The sequence below is a fragment of the Stenotrophomonas sp. STEN033 genome, from assembly GCF_056856655.1.
The window spans coordinates 108,863-123,497 of sequence record NZ_JBXFWM010000006.1 but is presented as its reverse complement, the minus strand read 5'-3'; the positions used below and the strand labels follow the sequence as shown (position 1 = coordinate 123,497).

The 14,635-nt window shown below is 62.4% G+C and carries 13 protein-coding genes and 5 tRNA genes; 10 read left to right on the top strand and 8 right to left on the bottom strand.

Going from position 1 to position 14,635, the window contains the following annotated elements; translation table 11 throughout:
- Positions 1–402 precede the first annotated feature (402 nt).
- Both AC1VXC_RS04120 and AC1VXC_RS04115 read left to right on the top strand, forming a co-directional pair.
- Entirely contained in the window at positions 403–909 is a 507-nt protein-coding gene (locus tag AC1VXC_RS04120; protein WP_481538104.1) for a DUF1249 domain-containing protein, read from the top strand.
- 54 nt (positions 910–963) lie between these two features.
- The gene (locus AC1VXC_RS04115; protein WP_313170108.1) at positions 964–1,452 is read left to right on the top strand and encodes an NUDIX hydrolase; all 489 of its coding nucleotides are present in this window, start codon (positions 964–966) and stop codon (positions 1,450–1,452) included.
- 4 nt (positions 1,453–1,456) lie between these two features.
- On the opposite strand, the gene AC1VXC_RS04110 is transcribed toward AC1VXC_RS04115, so the two are convergent.
- Entirely contained in the window at positions 1,457–2,107 is a 651-nt protein-coding gene (locus tag AC1VXC_RS04110) for a class I SAM-dependent methyltransferase (protein WP_481538103.1), read from the bottom strand.
- A gap of 170 nt (positions 2,108–2,277) precedes the next feature.
- Here AC1VXC_RS04110 and AC1VXC_RS04105 point away from each other — a divergent pair, with 170 nt between their 5' ends.
- The 7 genes from AC1VXC_RS04105 (at position 2,278) to AC1VXC_RS04075 (ending at position 8,856) form a co-directional block, all read left to right on the top strand.
- Positions 2,278–2,892, top strand: a complete 615-nt coding sequence (locus tag AC1VXC_RS04105) for a CDP-alcohol phosphatidyltransferase family protein (protein WP_313495572.1) — start codon at positions 2,278–2,280, stop codon at positions 2,890–2,892.
- 54 nt (positions 2,893–2,946) lie between these two features.
- Positions 2,947–4,095 (top strand): class III poly(R)-hydroxyalkanoic acid synthase subunit PhaE, encoded by a 1,149-nt coding sequence (gene phaE / locus AC1VXC_RS04100; RefSeq protein WP_313170113.1) that lies wholly within the window; start codon positions 2,947–2,949, stop codon positions 4,093–4,095.
- Positions 4,092–5,159 carry a class III poly(R)-hydroxyalkanoic acid synthase subunit PhaC gene (locus AC1VXC_RS04095; RefSeq protein ID WP_313170114.1) on the top strand — a complete coding sequence of 356 codons (1,068 nt, stop codon included), beginning with the start codon at positions 4,092–4,094 and terminating at the stop codon, positions 5,157–5,159. Before phaE ends, AC1VXC_RS04095 begins: the two co-directional genes overlap by 4 nt.
- Complete coding sequence (locus AC1VXC_RS04090) at positions 5,156–5,530, top strand: YfeK family protein (protein WP_481527530.1); 375 nt, start codon at positions 5,156–5,158, stop codon at positions 5,528–5,530. Before AC1VXC_RS04095 ends, AC1VXC_RS04090 begins: the two co-directional genes overlap by 4 nt.
- Before the next feature lie 57 nt (positions 5,531–5,587).
- Positions 5,588–6,022 (top strand): hypothetical protein, encoded by a 435-nt coding sequence (locus AC1VXC_RS04085; RefSeq protein ID WP_481538102.1) that lies wholly within the window; start codon positions 5,588–5,590, stop codon positions 6,020–6,022.
- A 125-nt stretch (positions 6,023–6,147) separates the two neighbouring features.
- Positions 6,148–6,363 carry a hypothetical protein gene (locus AC1VXC_RS04080; RefSeq protein ID WP_481538101.1) on the top strand — a complete coding sequence of 72 codons (216 nt, stop codon included), beginning with the start codon at positions 6,148–6,150 and terminating at the stop codon, positions 6,361–6,363.
- A 117-nt stretch (positions 6,364–6,480) separates the two neighbouring features.
- Positions 6,481–8,856, top strand: a complete 2,376-nt coding sequence (locus AC1VXC_RS04075; RefSeq protein ID WP_481538109.1) for a Tex family protein — start codon at positions 6,481–6,483, stop codon at positions 8,854–8,856.
- Between the two features lie 137 nt (positions 8,857–8,993).
- On the opposite strand, the gene AC1VXC_RS04070 is transcribed toward AC1VXC_RS04075, so the two are convergent.
- The gene (locus AC1VXC_RS04070) at positions 8,994–9,362 is read right to left on the bottom strand and encodes a response regulator (RefSeq protein ID WP_313495567.1); all 369 of its coding nucleotides are present in this window, start codon (positions 9,360–9,362) and stop codon (positions 8,994–8,996) included.
- Positions 9,363–9,484: 122 nt separating this feature from the next.
- Here AC1VXC_RS04070 and AC1VXC_RS04065 point away from each other — a divergent pair.
- Positions 9,485–9,571: transfer RNA gene (locus AC1VXC_RS04065), tRNA-Leu, on the top strand.
- Positions 9,572–9,839: 268 nt separating this feature from the next.
- On the opposite strand, the gene AC1VXC_RS04060 is transcribed toward AC1VXC_RS04065, so the two are convergent.
- The 6 genes from AC1VXC_RS04060 to AC1VXC_RS04035 all read right to left on the bottom strand — a co-directional run bounded on the left by AC1VXC_RS04060 (position 9,840) and on the right by AC1VXC_RS04035 (position 14,597).
- The gene (locus AC1VXC_RS04060; protein ID WP_313170122.1) at positions 9,840–10,115 is read right to left on the bottom strand and encodes a hypothetical protein; all 276 of its coding nucleotides are present in this window, start codon (positions 10,113–10,115) and stop codon (positions 9,840–9,842) included.
- Positions 10,116–10,295: 180 nt separating this feature from the next.
- Positions 10,296–10,371, bottom strand: a tRNA-Glu gene (locus tag AC1VXC_RS04055).
- Positions 10,372–10,422: 51 nt separating this feature from the next.
- Positions 10,423–10,498, bottom strand: a tRNA-Ala gene (locus AC1VXC_RS04050).
- A gap of 135 nt (positions 10,499–10,633) precedes the next feature.
- Positions 10,634–10,709, bottom strand: a tRNA-Glu gene (locus AC1VXC_RS04045).
- A 51-nt stretch (positions 10,710–10,760) separates the two neighbouring features.
- Positions 10,761–10,836 (bottom strand) — tRNA-Ala (locus AC1VXC_RS04040).
- 707 nt (positions 10,837–11,543) lie between these two features.
- Entirely contained in the window at positions 11,544–14,597 is a 3,054-nt protein-coding gene (locus tag AC1VXC_RS04035; protein WP_481538100.1) for a response regulator, read from the bottom strand.
- Positions 14,598–14,635: the final 38 nt, after the last annotated feature.

The following is a 14,635-nucleotide window of genomic DNA, read 5'->3' as shown; positions in this document are numbered from 1 at the left end:
CCCCCGCCGCCCGCCCCCGCCCCGCCCTCCCCCCGCCCCCCCCCCCCCCCCCCCCCACCCGGCCGCCCCCCCCCCCCCCCCCCCCCCCCCCCCCACCCCCCCCCCCCCCCCCCGCCCCCCCCCCCCCCCCCCCCCCCCCCCCGCCGCGGGGGCCGCCCCCGCCCGGCCCCCCGCCGCGCCGGCCCCCCCCGCCCCCCCCCCCCGCCCCCGGGGCCCGGGGGCTCGGGCCGCGCCGCGGGCGCGGGTCCCGACGCCGCGCGGGGCCCGGCCCCCCCCCCCCCCCCCCCGGGCCCCCCCCCCCTGGCGCCCCCCCCCCAGCCCCCCCCCCCCCGGCGCCGCCCCCCCCCCCCCCCCCACTACCGGTGATGCCACCTGCACGCCTCGGCGTGTAGGATCGGCCCCATGGCAGGCGCACTCTCCCGCATCGATCGCATTCCCAGGCTCAGCCGGCTCGGCTGGCTGATGGGTTTGTATGCGGAAAACCATGATCATCTGATGCGCCTGTTCGCGCCGGATCGGCTGCATGTCGGCAGCCACCTTTCCAGCATCGGCGATGGTCTGGACCTGCGCCTGGATGTGATCGAATGCCACCGCTACACGGTGGAGCTGCGCCTGACCTATGACCTGTGCGATCCGGTCACCGGTGAGCCGGATCCATCGGCGTTCGTGCGTCTTTACCGTGATGCACGCCAGGCCGAGACCACGCATTGCTATGTGGGCCGGCGCTGGCAGGACGTGATGGGCATGTATCCACCGCCGGAAGCGCTGATCAGCCACCGCATGCGCATGAATACCTTCCTTGGGAAATGGCTGGAATACCTGGCTGAACGCGGTCACAGCATTGCCACGCTGCGCCGTGTCGACGAGACCGTCGTGCCTATGCGACGCATGGATGTACAGCCGAGCTGAGGCGCGGCGCGCGCATCGGGCATACTGCACGCCCCTCTGGTTCCGGTTGTCGCTATGCCGTATACCCCGATTATGGCCACGCTCGGCTATGTGCTGTCTGCCGACGGCAGCAAGGCCTTGATGATTCACCGCAATACCCGTCCCGGTGACATGCACCTGGGCAAGTACAACGGGCTGGGCGGCAAGATGGAAGCCGACGAGGACATCCTCGCCTGCATGCATCGTGAAATCCTTGAAGAGGCGGGTATCGAATGCGGCACGACGCGCTTGCGCGGCAGCATCAGCTGGCCCGGTTTCGGCAAGAATGGTGAGGACTGGTTTGCCTTCATCTTCGTCATCGACGACTACACCGGCACGCCGATGGAGGTTAATCGGGAAGGCACGCTGGAATGGGTGGCGTTGGATCAGCTGGAATCCTTGCCGCTATGGGAGGGCGACCGCCACTTCCTGCCGTTGGTATTTGACGATGACCCGCGCCCGTTCCACGGCGTGATGCCTTACCGCGATGGGCGCATGCAGTCCTGGAGCTATACCCGGCTGTAGGCGCTCATCGACGCTGGGCGAGCAGTATGTGGAAGTGCTTCCGCAGCTGCCGGCCATCGTTGCTGGTGCCGGTTTCCTGATGGCTGTGCCAAGACGGGCGAGTGAATCGTCCGGACGCGTGCAGGGCCTGTTGGAACTCGTCGCGGCTGTACAGATGGAAGCCATGTGCAGTGAAAGGCAATGTGCGCATAAATATAGGGTCGCCGAAAGCGAGGCATAGCCTGCCGCCCGGGCGCAGCACGCGCGCAAATTCGCCCAGTACCGGCAGCAGGACGGGCCAGAAGTAGCTGGTGTTGACCGCCAGCACGGCGTCGACAGTGGCATCGTCCTGCGCAAGCGCATTGGCATCACCGAGCTGCAAGGCCGCTCGGTCGGCCAAACCTGCCGCGATGAGCCTGGCATTGCCCGCATGGACCATTTCCAGCGACAGTTCGATGCCGAGGTAGCGGCTGCCCGGCGCTTCCAGCAGCGCCGGCGCGAAGGCCGCGTTGCCGGGGCCGATCTCCAGCACGAACTCTTCCGGCCGTACCGCCAGCGCATCGATGGCAGCGTGGTTGAGCCCAGCGTTGCTGCGGTTCATCGAGTCGGCGACGGCAGGCGCGGCATCGCCATGGGGCTGCCGCAATTGCGCGGCCAGGGTTGGGGTATCCAGCATCTCGTCTGTGTCCATGTGGGTGGTTGAGACGTGGCGATGGCTGGGTCCTGCGGCACCTTAGCGATCCTGGCGATCTTTGGGAACCTCACGTCCGAGCGGCTTGGCGCGGGTACTGTCCATCGTTCAGGCGCGCGCGGTACCCTGTTGCGGTCCATGCACCGCGAGTTCCCATGAAACGCCATTTCTCGATGCTCCGTGAGTTCCAGCTTGCGGATTGGTTCACCCTCGGCAACGCGTTCTGCGGCACCGGTGCGGTGTTCGCGGCAATGCGCTTCCTGCAGGACGGTCAGCGCGGCTTCCTGATGTTTGGCATGGCCTTGATCCCGCTGGCGTTCATTTTTGATGCGCTGGATGGCCGGGTGGCGCGTTGGCGGCAATCCTCGTCAACCTTGGGGCGCGAGCTGGACTCGCTGGCAGACATCATTTCCTTCGGCGTGGCGCCAGCGGCGCTGGCCTATGCCTGTGGCATGCAGGGTGGCTGGGATTGGCTGGTGCTCAGCTATTTCGTCTGCTGCGGCGTCAGCCGTCTGGCGCGCTACAACGTGACTGCCGAAGAGATTGCCGGCGAATCGGACAAGGTGCCGTATTTTGAAGGTACGCCGATCCCTACCAGCCTGGCGCTGGTGATCGTGTTGGCGCTGGCGGCGCATTTCAACGCGATCGGCCCTCTGCTATGGGGTGGCAGCTGGCAGCTGGGTCCGTGGCAGCTGCATCCGCTGGTCCTGTTGTTCGCGCTGTCGGGCTCTTTGATGATCAGCAAGACGCTGCGGATTCCCAAGCCCTGACGCCGGTAGCCCGGTCGCATTGCTATCATCAGCGGGTATCCCGGGAGTAAGGCAATGGCGGCGCCAGGCAGCAACGACAACGCGGATTTTGAAGCCAGCATGCGCGGCTACTGGGACGCATGGTCACAGGCCATGCAAGGCCCGGGTGCAGCCGCAGGCAGCGATTTTCCCTGGCGTGAAAGCATTGCCCAGTGGACCCGGCTGGTCAGCACGGACACCCCTGCGGAAGTACAGGCGCTGGGCGCGCGCTTCCAACATCAGGCTGGCGACTGGCTGGGCATGATGCAGCAGGTCGCCGCGCGCTTTGCCGGCAAGGACACCTCGGCGGCGGAAGTTGCCGGCGCTTGGCGTGAAGCCGTGCAGGCGGGGCAGGGCGATGATCTGCTGCAGTGGATGTTGGGCGCTGCACGCGGAGGCAATGCACTGAATGATCAACCCTGGTTGCGCGAGTTCGCCAAGGCCGCGCAAAGCGGCTTTGGCGGTGGTGATTGGTTGAACGCACCGGCATTTGGCCCGGCTCGCGAGCACCAGGCGCGCTGGCAGGCTTTGCTGAAGATCCAGCAGGAATACCAGGCGCGTGCCGAAGCTTATGTGGATACGATCCGCAGCGTTCTGGACGATGCCTTCAAGCGCTTCGAGGCCAAGCTGGCCGAGCACGAAGTTCCCGGCAGCCAGCTGACCAGTGCGCGTGCGATGTTCGATCTATGGATCGATGCCGCTGAGGAGGCCTATGCAAAGGTGGCGCTCTCCGAAGATTTCCAACGCATCTACGGCGAGTTGGCCAATGCCCAGATGCGTTTGCGCGCCGCCTCGCAGAGCGAGCTGGAACGAGCCTGCGATGCGATGGGTGTGCCAACCCGTACTGAAATGGATGCGGCACATCGGCGCATCGCCGAGCTCGAACGGCAGGTGCGGCGTTTGATTGCTGCTACTCAGCAGGTTGGCCCTTCCGCGCCAGCGGCCAAGTCAGCGGCGCCGTCGACGGCCAAACCAGCTGCCAAACCGATGAAGCGCGCTCCGCAGCCGGCGGCAACAAAGGCCTCAAAACCGGTTATCGAGAACGCTGCCGGAAAATCTGCCAGGAAGCCTGCGGCCAAGACGTCGGTAGCGAAGAAGGTTGTGGTGAAGAAGGTCGCAGCCAGGAAGTCCGTGGCCGCTGCCAGCTCGAAAGCAGCGCCGGCACGGCGCAGGAGCGCCAAGTGAAGGGTCCGCTGGGTTTTGGCAATGACGACCTGCTGCAGGAGGCCCTGCAATGGCAGCGCAAGCTGGTCGATGGCTTGAAGCTGCTACCGGGCGTTGAAGACGTGGACTATGGCGTCACCGAGCGCCAGGAAGTGTGGAGTGACGGCAAGGTGAAGCTGTATCGCTTCGTCAGCGATAAAGCCGATACCCGCAAACCGCCGCTGTTGATTGTCTATGCCCTGGTCAACCGGCCTTACATGGTCGACCTGCAGGATGGCCGTTCGTTGGTACAGAAACTGCTGGCGCTCGGCCAGGATGTATATGTGCTGGACTGGGGTTACCCGGATCGTTCGGAGCGCTTCCTGACCCTGGAAGACTATCTGCTGCGCTATATAGACGGTGCGGTCGATCACCTGCGTTCGCAGCGTGAGGGGGCGCCAGTCAACCTGCTTGGCATCTGCCAGGGTGGCGTATTCGCGCTGTGCTACAGCGCCCTGCGTCCCCACAAGGTGCAGAACCTGATCAGCATGGTCACGCCAGTCGACTTCCACACCGCGGACAACATGCTCTCGCACTGGGCCCGGCACGTGGATGTGGATCTGTTCGTCGATACCCTGGGCAATATCCCCGCCGATCTGATGAACGCCAGCTACCTGATGCTCAAGCCATTCCGCTTGAACGTGCAGAAGTATGTGGGTTTGATGGATATCCTCGACGACAAACAGGCGCTCGAAGACTTCCTGCGCATGGAGAAGTGGATCTTCGATTCACCCGATCTGGCCGGCGAGACGTTCCGGGAATTCGTCAAACAGTTCTATCAAGCCAATGGCCTGATCAACGGCAGCATCCGCATCGGTAACGAGGCCGTGGATCTGGCGCAGGTGCAGATGCCAATCCTGAACATCTATGCCGAGCAGGACCACCTGGTGCCGCCGGCTGCATCCAAGGCGATGCGGGCGCAGGTCGGCAGCAAGGACTACACCGAGCTGGGGTTTCGCGGTGGCCACATCGGCATCTATGTGTCGGGGCGCGCCCAGCGCGAGGTGCCTGGTGCCATCGATGACTGGTTGAGTGAGCGCGCATGAAGCTGATCCGTAATTTCCTGATGGCTGCAAGCCTCGCCGTGGTCATGCTGCCGGCAGATGCTGCGCCCAGTGCGGCAACCCAACGCGAGATCAACGGCCTGATGCAGGCGCTGGAAAACTCCGGCTGCCGCTTTCAGCGCAATGGCAGCTGGTATGACGCCGTGGCTGCACGCGGTCATCTGCAGCGGAAATATGACTACCTGCTCAAGCGTGACCTGGTGGACAGCAGCGAGCAGTTCATCGAGCGCGCGGCCAGTCGCAGCAGCATGAGCGGCAAGGCCTACAAGGTGTCCTGCAACGGCGTGCCGGAGCAGGATGCCTCGGCGTGGTTCCTGCAGCAGCTGCGGCGCCTGCGTGCGCCGGCCGGCTGACATGCACGTGCCACATACCACAACCGCGCTGCGAACCTGAGCCAGGTGCAGCTCGCAATGGTGCCAATGTGGCTGCGCATACTGGGCGGCGTGTGGACCTCGCCCAATACCTTGGTCGGTTTGATCGGCGGTGCGCTGGGTAGCATTGCCGGTGCGCGTCCGTATTGGAGCCACAGGGAGTGCGCGTTGGTGTTCCGACGGTGGCCATGGGGGCCCGGTGGTGCGATCACCTTCGGCATGGTGATTCTGCACACTGGCGACGATCTGGACGGCCTGTGCCTGACCTACGAGCATCGCGCGGGCCGTTGCCTGCATCCGCGCGTGCGCCTGGGCGACCATGAACGTGCGCATGTTTTCCAGTATCTGGTGCTGGGTCCGCTGTTCCTACCGGTTTACCTGTTGTGTGGCGGTGTCAGTGTGCGTAATCCGTTCGAGCGCGCGGCGGATCATTACGCCATGCATGGCCACGGTTGGTGGCCTGGAAGTGGCTGAGGAAGGACGACATTCATGTCCGCGGCAAGCGCTGACATCAAATGACAACCTTTCGTGTACATCTCTGTAACGCGCCACCACGTATCGTTGCACCTGTTACAGATCCAACAGGAGCACGAACCACCATGGCAGTTGTTCTTTATATCGGTGGCAGCAAGGATGGCGATAAGGGTGTGTTGCCGTACGGCTTCAGCAAAACCCGCGCAGATACCGAGCATGGCCCGGAAATTTACGTAGAACGGACGATGAACGTCTCCGGCAGGGGCTCAATGCGGGTCATGGTGCTGGAAGACCTGCGTGATGACATCGCCAGCCAACGGCTGTATCAGCATCTGGCCTGAGTATTCAGGCGTGCGCGCCGCCGGGCGGCAGGTCCGGCGCGTGCTGTCAACGGCTTTCGCCCAGGCCCGCGCATTGCCAGAATGGCAGCTTCCGTCACCGTGGCTACCGCACCGGCAATGCAAGACATCAAGCTCGCGCAGCAGATCGCGCAGACAATCGCCGACGAGATCGGCGCACAAGCCACTCAGACCAAGGCGGCCATCGCGCTGCTGGATGAGGGCGCCAGCGTTCCGTTCATCGCCCGCTACCGCAAGGAAGTGACTGGCGGCCTGGACGATACCCAGTTGCGTAATCTCGAAAGTCGTTTGACCTACCTGCGCGAACTCGAAGATCGTCGCCGCGCCGTGCTGTCCAGCATCGATGAACAAGGCAAGCTGACCGATGTGCTGCGTGAGCAGATCATGGGCGCCGACACCAAGTCGCGTCTGGAAGACCTGTATCTGCCCTATAAGCAGAAGCGTCGGACCCGTGCGCAGATCGCCCGCGAAGCGGGGTTGGAGCCGCTGGCCGATGGCCTGCTCGGCGATCCCATGTTGGACCCACAGGTCTTCGCCGCCGGTTTTGTAAATGCGGAAAAGGGCGTTGCTGATACCAAGGCCGCACTGGAAGGTGCACGCGCCATCCTGATGGAGCGCTGGGGTGAAGACGCTGCATTGGTTGGCGAATTGCGCAACTGGCTGGCAGGGAACGGCATCATCCGCGCCCGCGTTGCCGAAGGCAAGGAGGCCGAAGGCGCCAAATACCGTGACTATTTCGATCATGCCGAGGCATTGGCGAAGATTCCTTCGCACCGCCTGCTGGCCTTGTTCCGTGCGCGCCGCGAAGAGTTCATCTTCCTCGAACTGGACCCGGGCAGCGACGCCGAGGCCGGCCACCAGTATGCGGAAGGTCGGGTGGCGCTCAACGCAGGCATCGCCAACAAGGAGCGACCGGCCGATCGCTGGTTGTTGGACGCCTGCCGCCTGACCTGGCGCGCCAAACTGCATATGCACCTGCTGCTGGACCTGTTCAACCAGGCCCGCGAAAAAGCCGAGGCTGAGGCGATTGCGGTGTTCGGCGACAACCTGAAGGATCTGATGCTGGCAGCGCCGGCCGGTCCCAAGGCGGTGCTTGGACTGGATCCGGGCATCCGCACCGGCTGCAAGATCGCCGTCGTCGATGCCACCGGCAAGCTGCTGGCCACCGATACGGTGTACCCGCATGAGCCGCGCCGGCAGTGGGAGCCGTCACTGCAGACGATCAAGCAGCTGTGCATCAAGCACAACGTCGAATTGATCGCGATCGGCAACGGGACTGCAAGCCGCGAGACCGACAAGCTGGCAGGCGAGGCAATCGCCGCCTGTGCCAATCCCAAGCTGCAGAAGGTGGTGGTGAGCGAGGCCGGTGCCTCGGTGTATTCGGCCTCCGAGTTTGCCGCCAAGGAATTCCCGGGCCTGGATGTCTCGCTGCGTGGTGCAGTGTCGATTGCGCGCCGCCTGCAGGATCCACTGGCCGAACTGGTCAAGATCGAGCCCAAGGCCATTGGTGTTGGCCAGTACCAGCACGACGTCGACCAGTTCCGTCTGGCCAAGGCGCTGGATGCGCGTGTCGAGGACTGCGTCAATGCCGTCGGCGTGTTCGTCAACACCGCCTCGGCCGCGCTGTTGACGCGCGTATCGGGTTTGTCATCGACGGTTGCCGAGAATATTGTCCGTCACCGCGATGAGAATGGCCCGTTCAAGCGCCGCAAGGACCTGCTGAAAGTGCCGCGCCTGGGCGACAAGACCTTTGAACAATGCGCCGGCTTCCTGCGGATTGCAGATGGCGACGAGCCGCTTGATGCCTCTGCGGTTCACCCGGAAGCGTATCCCGTGGTCGAGCGCATCGTCGCTGCCGCTGCCAAGCCGATCAAGGCGCTGTTGGGCGACGGCAGTTACCTGCGCAGCCTGAAGGCCGAACAGTTCACCGACGACAAGTTTGGTGTGCCGACCGTGCGTGACATCCTCAATGAATTGGAAAAGCCAGGCCGCGATCCGCGCCCCGAGTTCAAGGCCGCGCGTTTTGCCGAGGGCATCGAGGACATCAAGGACCTGCGCGAAGGCATGATCCTGGAGGGCGTTGTCAGTAACGTTGCCGCGTTCGGTGCCTTCGTCGATATCGGTGTGCACCAAGACGGCCTGATCCATATCTCCGCCTTGTCCGATACCTTCGTCAAGGATCCACGCGACGTGGTCAAGGCGGGCGATATCGTGAAGGTCAAAGTGCTGGAGGTGGACGTCGCACGCAAGCGCATCGCCTTGACCAGACGCCTTGAAGATACGCCCGCCCCGGCCAAAAGAACCGAGCGCGATGAGCGCGGCGCAGGGCAGGGGCGTGCTGCTGGCGGCGGGCGCGATCGGGATCAGCGCGGTCAGCGCAATCCAGGCAATGGCGATGGCCGACCGGCAGTGTCTGCGGCGCCGGCCAACAATGCACTGGCCGATGCATTCGCAAGGGCAAAACGCGGCAGCTGAGTCAGCTGCCGCAGAGCTCCATCAATCCCGTGGGAGCGGCGTAAGCCGCGAAGCTAGCAATGTGGAGGTTCAGCGCATCAGTGCCGATCGATGATCCATCTGCTTCGCGGCTTACGCCGCTCCCACAACCTGGAATCTCAAGCCGGAGCAAGCGCACGCTGCAGCGCTTGGCTCAGATCGCTGCCGGTGTAAGGCTTGGAGAGCTTCACGCCGGCATCGAACACTGCAGGCAGCTGATCGATTTCCATCCCGGTGGCTACCAGGAATGGAATCCCACGCTGCCGCAGACACTCGGCAACCGGGCTGCTGTTCTCGTTGCATGCCAGCCAATAGTCCAGGAACACGAGCTGGGGCTGCAGCTCATCGATCATCTGCAAGGCAGCACTGACCGTGGCAGCGACGCCGCCCACCAGCATGCCTTCCATCTCCAGCTGCATCTGCAGCAGCATGGCATTCAACTCGTCGTTCTCCACGACCAGCACCCTCGTACCTTCGAGCGAGCCCATCGTTCTCCCCTGTATCTGGATCGGTCGAAGTATAGCCAGTCGCCGAAACAGGTATTACACAAATATTTTCCACCAAGGCCTGCCCAATTGGACAAAGCTTCGCTATAATTCCGCTCCTGCCAGCCGAAGTGGCGGAATCGGTAGACGCAGCGGATTCAAAATCCGCCGCCCTTAAAAGCGTGGGGGTTCGAGTCCCCCCTTCGGCACCAGAGAAAACAGGCACCTTCGGTGCCTTTTTCTTTGCCTGAAATTTGGCCGGCAGTTCCAATTGCGACGTGCTGTCCAGTAGTGCCGAGCCATGCTCGGCAAGGGCTCTCCCGGCGATGCCTCGATCTGCAGCATCGATGTGGGAGTGGCGTAAGCCGCGAAGCCGGCAATATTGTGGGGATATCCGGGCATCACGCTGCCGCCTTCTGGATCCGTGGCTTCGCGGCTTACGCCGTTCGCTCCCACAAAGGTATGCAGCTGCTTGCGGGCTTAGTTCTGTACGCGGTTTCGCTGCAGGGCGCCGCCCTTGGCGCCCAGCAGAAACAATAGAATCCCGGCGCCGAGAATCGACCAATGCTGCATGCGGTCGCCGTTGGTGATGTAAACCGTGCGATCCGATCCTTTTACCTTGAACTCAATGATCTCGCCTTTGCTCGGGTCGGGCGTTTGCGAGCGTTCCGCAAAGAGGTGGTTGGCGTGCAGCGTCGTCCCTGCGAACGCTAGAAGTGCTCCGGCCAACAAGATGGCGAGTGCTTTCATGTTCATTGGTTGATCCTGGCCGTTGCCCGCGCCCAAATAGCGCTCAAGTATGCTGGCGCGGGATGCTGGCTGTCGATGAAGGACTCGCTGGAGATTGGGTGCTGTGCTCGGCCTGGGCGGGCAGGGCAGCGCTGCTGTAAATCGCAGGCAAGAAAAAAGCCCCGATTGCTCGGAGCTTTTTAGAAATGGCGTCCCCACGGGGATTCGAACCCCGGTCGCCACCGTGAAAGGGTGATGTCCTAGGCCTCTAGACGATGGGGACGCGTATTCTTCAAATCTCAAATTGTAGATCCAGACGGCCTAAGGCCTGGATTGGTGGAGCCAAGCGGGATCGAACCGCTGACCTCCTGCATGCCATGCAGGCGCTCTCCCAGCTGAGCTATGGCCCCACGTTGTTGCTAGCCCGCCATTATAGCGGCCTTTTACCGAATTGGAAGCTTTTTCTTCTTCCTGTGCAATCCCTTGGGAAGATTGCTTCGATAAAAAAAGACCCGATACGGCTGGGTCCGTTTGTACCTGATGAATGGCGTCCCCACGGGGATTCGAACCCCGGTCGCCACCGTGAAAGGGTGATGTCCTAGGCCTCTAGACGATGGGGACGCGTTATACTCATCAAATTGTCGACAATTCAGACGGCCTAATGCCTGAATTTGGTGGAGCCAAGCGGGATCGAACCGCTGACCTCCTGCATGCCATGCAGGCGCTCTCCCAGCTGAGCTATGGCCCCGGTGGAACGTTGTTGCGTCGTTGCCGAGAAAGAAATAATAGCGGGGCTTCACATTTACCGCAAGCGATTTGTGAAGAAATTTCTTCATTCCATGAGATGCCACTGAAAGGCCGCCGAACCTGCCGCTGACCGTTATCGCGGACGAGTCTGACGCCCGGCTACGTCGCCGACCTGCATCGCGTGCAGGGTCAGGGTGGCAAGTTGGGGCAGGGTCAGTCAGTTGGAGCCGCAGCCGTGGCAGCCTATCTCCATGTCGTGTTGAGTTGTCTGCTTGTCCAGGGAGTCGGCGGGCCTGAATTCTTTGTTTACAAGTGCCGGACAGCGGACGGGTATTCCTATCAGCAGGCTGCCTGCGAAGGCGCTGAGCTGGAACGCAGGGCTTTTGCGTCCGGTGCCGAGGATGCGGCCGTGGTCCCGCCTAAGGACGCGGTTGGGTATCCATTGCGGGGAAAGACGCCGAGGCCGGCGGCGGCTGTTCGGCCAGTGCGGCAACAGCCGGCGGCACCGTCAAGAGCGAGCGCCTGTGAGGTGGCACGGCAAGGGCGGGACCGGGCTTATGCCAAGGCAGGACTGAAGCGCGACTTCAAGATGTCGAGCATCTGGGACAACAAGGTTCATCAGGCGTGCCGTTAGCGTGGCGCGTGAGGTTGGCTTCGATAAGGTAATGCCGTGCCACTGTGCGCTGCTTGGGCGACTTCCTGCTGGTTCTAGTTGTCTTTTGAGGAAGGGGGGCTCTTTCGCCTGCGCGCAAGTGCCGCATTTGCCGCAGCATCAAGATCGCTAAGTGCCTGTTTGAGTCGGTCCAGCTGTTGATGCTGCAAAAGCGTTTCCATCGCTGCGCATTGCCGGGCGATGTCCGCCTCGTGGATGAAGGCGAATGCGCCGCGCAGCGAATGCAGATGCTTGCCGATGATGTCGGTGTGGTGATGGACGCTATTCGGTTGCAGGCCATTCGCGCCGATTGAGTCCAAGGTTTGGCGGATTGCGGTGACGGAATCCTGAAGCGAGGCCAGCAGGGGGGCGTGCACCTCTGCGGGAAGCATGCCGGTGGCAATGTCCCAATGGCCTTCGTTGGTTTCTAATGGCGCGCGGGGCTTGCCAAGTTGGGCGAGTGTTGTGCGTAGCGTTTCCAGCAGAACTGGTTTGATCAGGATGCCGCTGATACCGGCTTCCCTGCTGCGCGCTCGGTCCCGGTCCGAGGCATGTGCGGTGACTGCGATGATGGGGGTGGCAACCCCGCGGTTACGCAGACAACTTGCGAAGGTGAAGCCATCCATGCCGGGCATGTTCAGGTCAGTCAGAATCAGGTCATAGGGCTGGTCGTTGAAGGTGGCAATGGCTGTACCGCAGTCTTCGAACGTTCTTGCGCTGCATCCAAGTGCTTCCAGTTGAAGCTGCAGCAGCTTCCGATTGGCGGGATGGTCATCAACCACCAGAACATGCAGTGCGGCCGTTTGTACGAGACCCGCCGCGTCGGGTGATGCGGCCAGGGCGGGGGCGCCCGCTGCGCCTGCTAGAGGCAAGGTGACGATGAAGGTACTGCCGTTGCCTGGTGAACTCTTCACCAGGATGGCGCCGTGCATCAGCTCGGCCAGGCGTCGACAGAGCGCCAGCCCCAGTCCGGTGCCGCCATAGCGTCGCGCGATGGTGGAGTCGGCCTGGGAGAACGTCGTGAACAGGGCTGTTTGCTGGGCTGCACTCATGCCGATGCCGGTATCGCTCACGCCGAGGACTATGGCCGAGTCAATAGCGTTGTCATCCTGGAGGTAGACTTCAACCAGTACGTCACCCGTGTCGGTGAATTTGATCGCATTGCTGATGAGGTTGAAGAGTATCTGGCGGATGCGTGTGGGATCACCCATGTAGCGTGGCTGGATCTCGTCGCCAATGATCAGATCCAGGCCCAGGCCTTTGGCCTGCGCCATTGGCGAGAACATATCGATGCACTGCTGTGTCACTTCTTTCAGGTCGAAAGGTATCGACTCGATGGTCATCTGTCCGGACTCGACCTTGGAGAAGTCCAGAATGTCATTGATGATATTGAGCAAGGCAGAGGACGATGAGGTGACGGCATGTAGTCGACTGTGCTGTTCGGCCGTCAACGAAGTGCGTTCCAGCAACTCCAGGTTGCCCAGGATGGCGTTCAACGGTGTGCGGATCTCATGGCTCATGATGGCCAGGAAAGTCGATTTCGCTTCATTCGCTGCTTCGGAGGCGGCGCGGGCGTTCTGCAGTTCCTGTTCAACCTTCTTGCGCAGGGTAATATCGGTGAAGTTGCATAACAGTACGTCGCGTCCCTGGTACTTGGTCGGTACCACGCTTACCAATAACGCGCATTCGTTTCCTTCGCGGGTCAGGACGCTCAGTTCCACGCCGGGGGAAGCGATGCTGGCCGTATCATGTTCATGAAAAGCGTCAAGAAAACCCAGGTGTAGCGGGCGCGCTGTTTCGGTCAGCGCGTTCGCATAGCTGGTCATGACGGTATTCTTAAGTAGCACTTCGCCCGTTGAAGCCGACAGAAGCGCTTGACCGAAAGGGGCAGTCTCGACCATCGTCCGGTTCAGGTTCTCGCTCTCGACAATTCGTTCCGAGCGGACATAGCCGGGGCGGAACACTTTCCGCTCAATCAGCAGCAGGACGGCCCAGACAAACCCTATCGCCAGCAACATTGCACCGATATAAGCCAATAGGGTTGGCCACAATGCGGCAATGATCGTCCGCCAGGAAAAAGTGTGGATCAGCTGCCAGCCGCCGTTGGCCGGAGAAACCGGATCGGTGGCGACAAATCGCCCGTCCATCCTCTCGAACCTGTCGCGCTTTTCCGCGGGTGCTGCGCCGGCCCAATGGCTGACAGGGAGCTGGGCAATCGCGCGGACGTTGGGTTGTTCGGCGCCAAGCAGAAGATCCCCGCGGCGATCGGCGATCATCCAGAACTCGTCGGTCTGTGTCGAGCCGAGCAAGGTCGTCACCAGTTCGACAGGGTAGGAGGCCACGAAAACCGCAAATGCCTCGGAGTCTGCGAATGCCCGCTGTTGCAGCAACAACGAAGGCCGGCCGGTGAGGGGGTCATCGGCAACGGGCAACCAAACCGGGCCTGTCGACGTGGGCACACCTCCGCCCCCGGCGGTGGTTGACTGGCCTGGCGTCAAGCGCTGGATGAGAGCGGAGGTGGACTCTTCCTGGTGCCGGGCAAGCAGGTTGGCGTCCGGCAGAGGGCCCGCTCCGAGGAAGCTGTGGTCGGGGCTGGAAAAGTAGATGGAAGCGTTCAATGCGCGCGCGAAGGTGCCGGCCTGATGGCTGACTTCATCAGCCAGTTTCAGATAGGGCGCAAGGCTTTCCAGCGCACGGCCCCGATCCGCATCTCCCAGAACCAGCACGGGCGGAGAGTTGGCGGAACGCTGGATCGTCATGCGACCGCGGCTTTCGGTAAACCTGAGAACAAGGTCGGGGTCAGGCTTCTGACGCGATTCCCAGGCGTGTTCTTCCTGTGCGGTGGTGACGCGGATTGCCCCCTCGCGTACCGCGAACAGCGACTGCAAAGCGATGCGACGGCCGCCCTGGTCGGCATGCCGTTCGGCGATGTAGTCCTTGATCTGCGAATGGATGACCACGATTGTCACCGCGGCCAGGATCAGCGTCGTGACGATGCCCCCGACGTACAACAGGGCGCGTTGGTGGCGGCTCAGAAGTTTCAGGGCGTTGGCCCGCGTAGGCGTGTGAGGGCGTGTGTCGTTCCCGGCATTGTCTGGTTCAGAAGCCATTTGAGATTCCACTCACGTTTGGCAACAGCCGGTTGGTG

Excerpts from the sequence above, each read along its gene's own strand:
- AC1VXC_RS04060 (WP_313170122.1), bottom strand. The coding sequence starts at position 10,115 with ATGAACATGAAAGCACTCGCCATCTTGTTGGCCGGAGCACTTCTAGCG.
- AC1VXC_RS04035 (WP_481538100.1), bottom strand. The coding sequence starts at position 14,597 with ATGGCTTCTGAACCAGACAATGCCGGGAACGACACACGCCCTCACACG.
- AC1VXC_RS04110 (WP_481538103.1), bottom strand. The coding sequence starts at position 2,107 with ATGCTGGATACCCCAACCCTGGCCGCGCAATTGCGGCAGCCCCATGGC.
- AC1VXC_RS04120 (WP_481538104.1), top strand. The coding sequence starts at position 403 with ATGGCAGGCGCACTCTCCCGCATCGATCGCATTCCCAGGCTCAGCCGG.
- AC1VXC_RS04105 (WP_313495572.1), top strand. The coding sequence starts at position 2,278 with ATGAAACGCCATTTCTCGATGCTCCGTGAGTTCCAGCTTGCGGATTGG.
- AC1VXC_RS04085 (WP_481538102.1), top strand. The coding sequence starts at position 5,588 with ATGGTGCCAATGTGGCTGCGCATACTGGGCGGCGTGTGGACCTCGCCC.
- phaE (WP_313170113.1), top strand. The coding sequence starts at position 2,947 with ATGGCGGCGCCAGGCAGCAACGACAACGCGGATTTTGAAGCCAGCATG.
- AC1VXC_RS04080 (WP_481538101.1), top strand. The coding sequence starts at position 6,148 with ATGGCAGTTGTTCTTTATATCGGTGGCAGCAAGGATGGCGATAAGGGT.
- AC1VXC_RS04090 (WP_481527530.1), top strand. The coding sequence starts at position 5,156 with ATGAAGCTGATCCGTAATTTCCTGATGGCTGCAAGCCTCGCCGTGGTC.
- AC1VXC_RS04070 (WP_313495567.1), bottom strand. The coding sequence starts at position 9,362 with ATGGGCTCGCTCGAAGGTACGAGGGTGCTGGTCGTGGAGAACGACGAG.
- AC1VXC_RS04075 (WP_481538109.1), top strand. The coding sequence starts at position 6,481 with ATGCAAGACATCAAGCTCGCGCAGCAGATCGCGCAGACAATCGCCGAC.
- AC1VXC_RS04115 (WP_313170108.1), top strand. The coding sequence starts at position 964 with ATGCCGTATACCCCGATTATGGCCACGCTCGGCTATGTGCTGTCTGCC.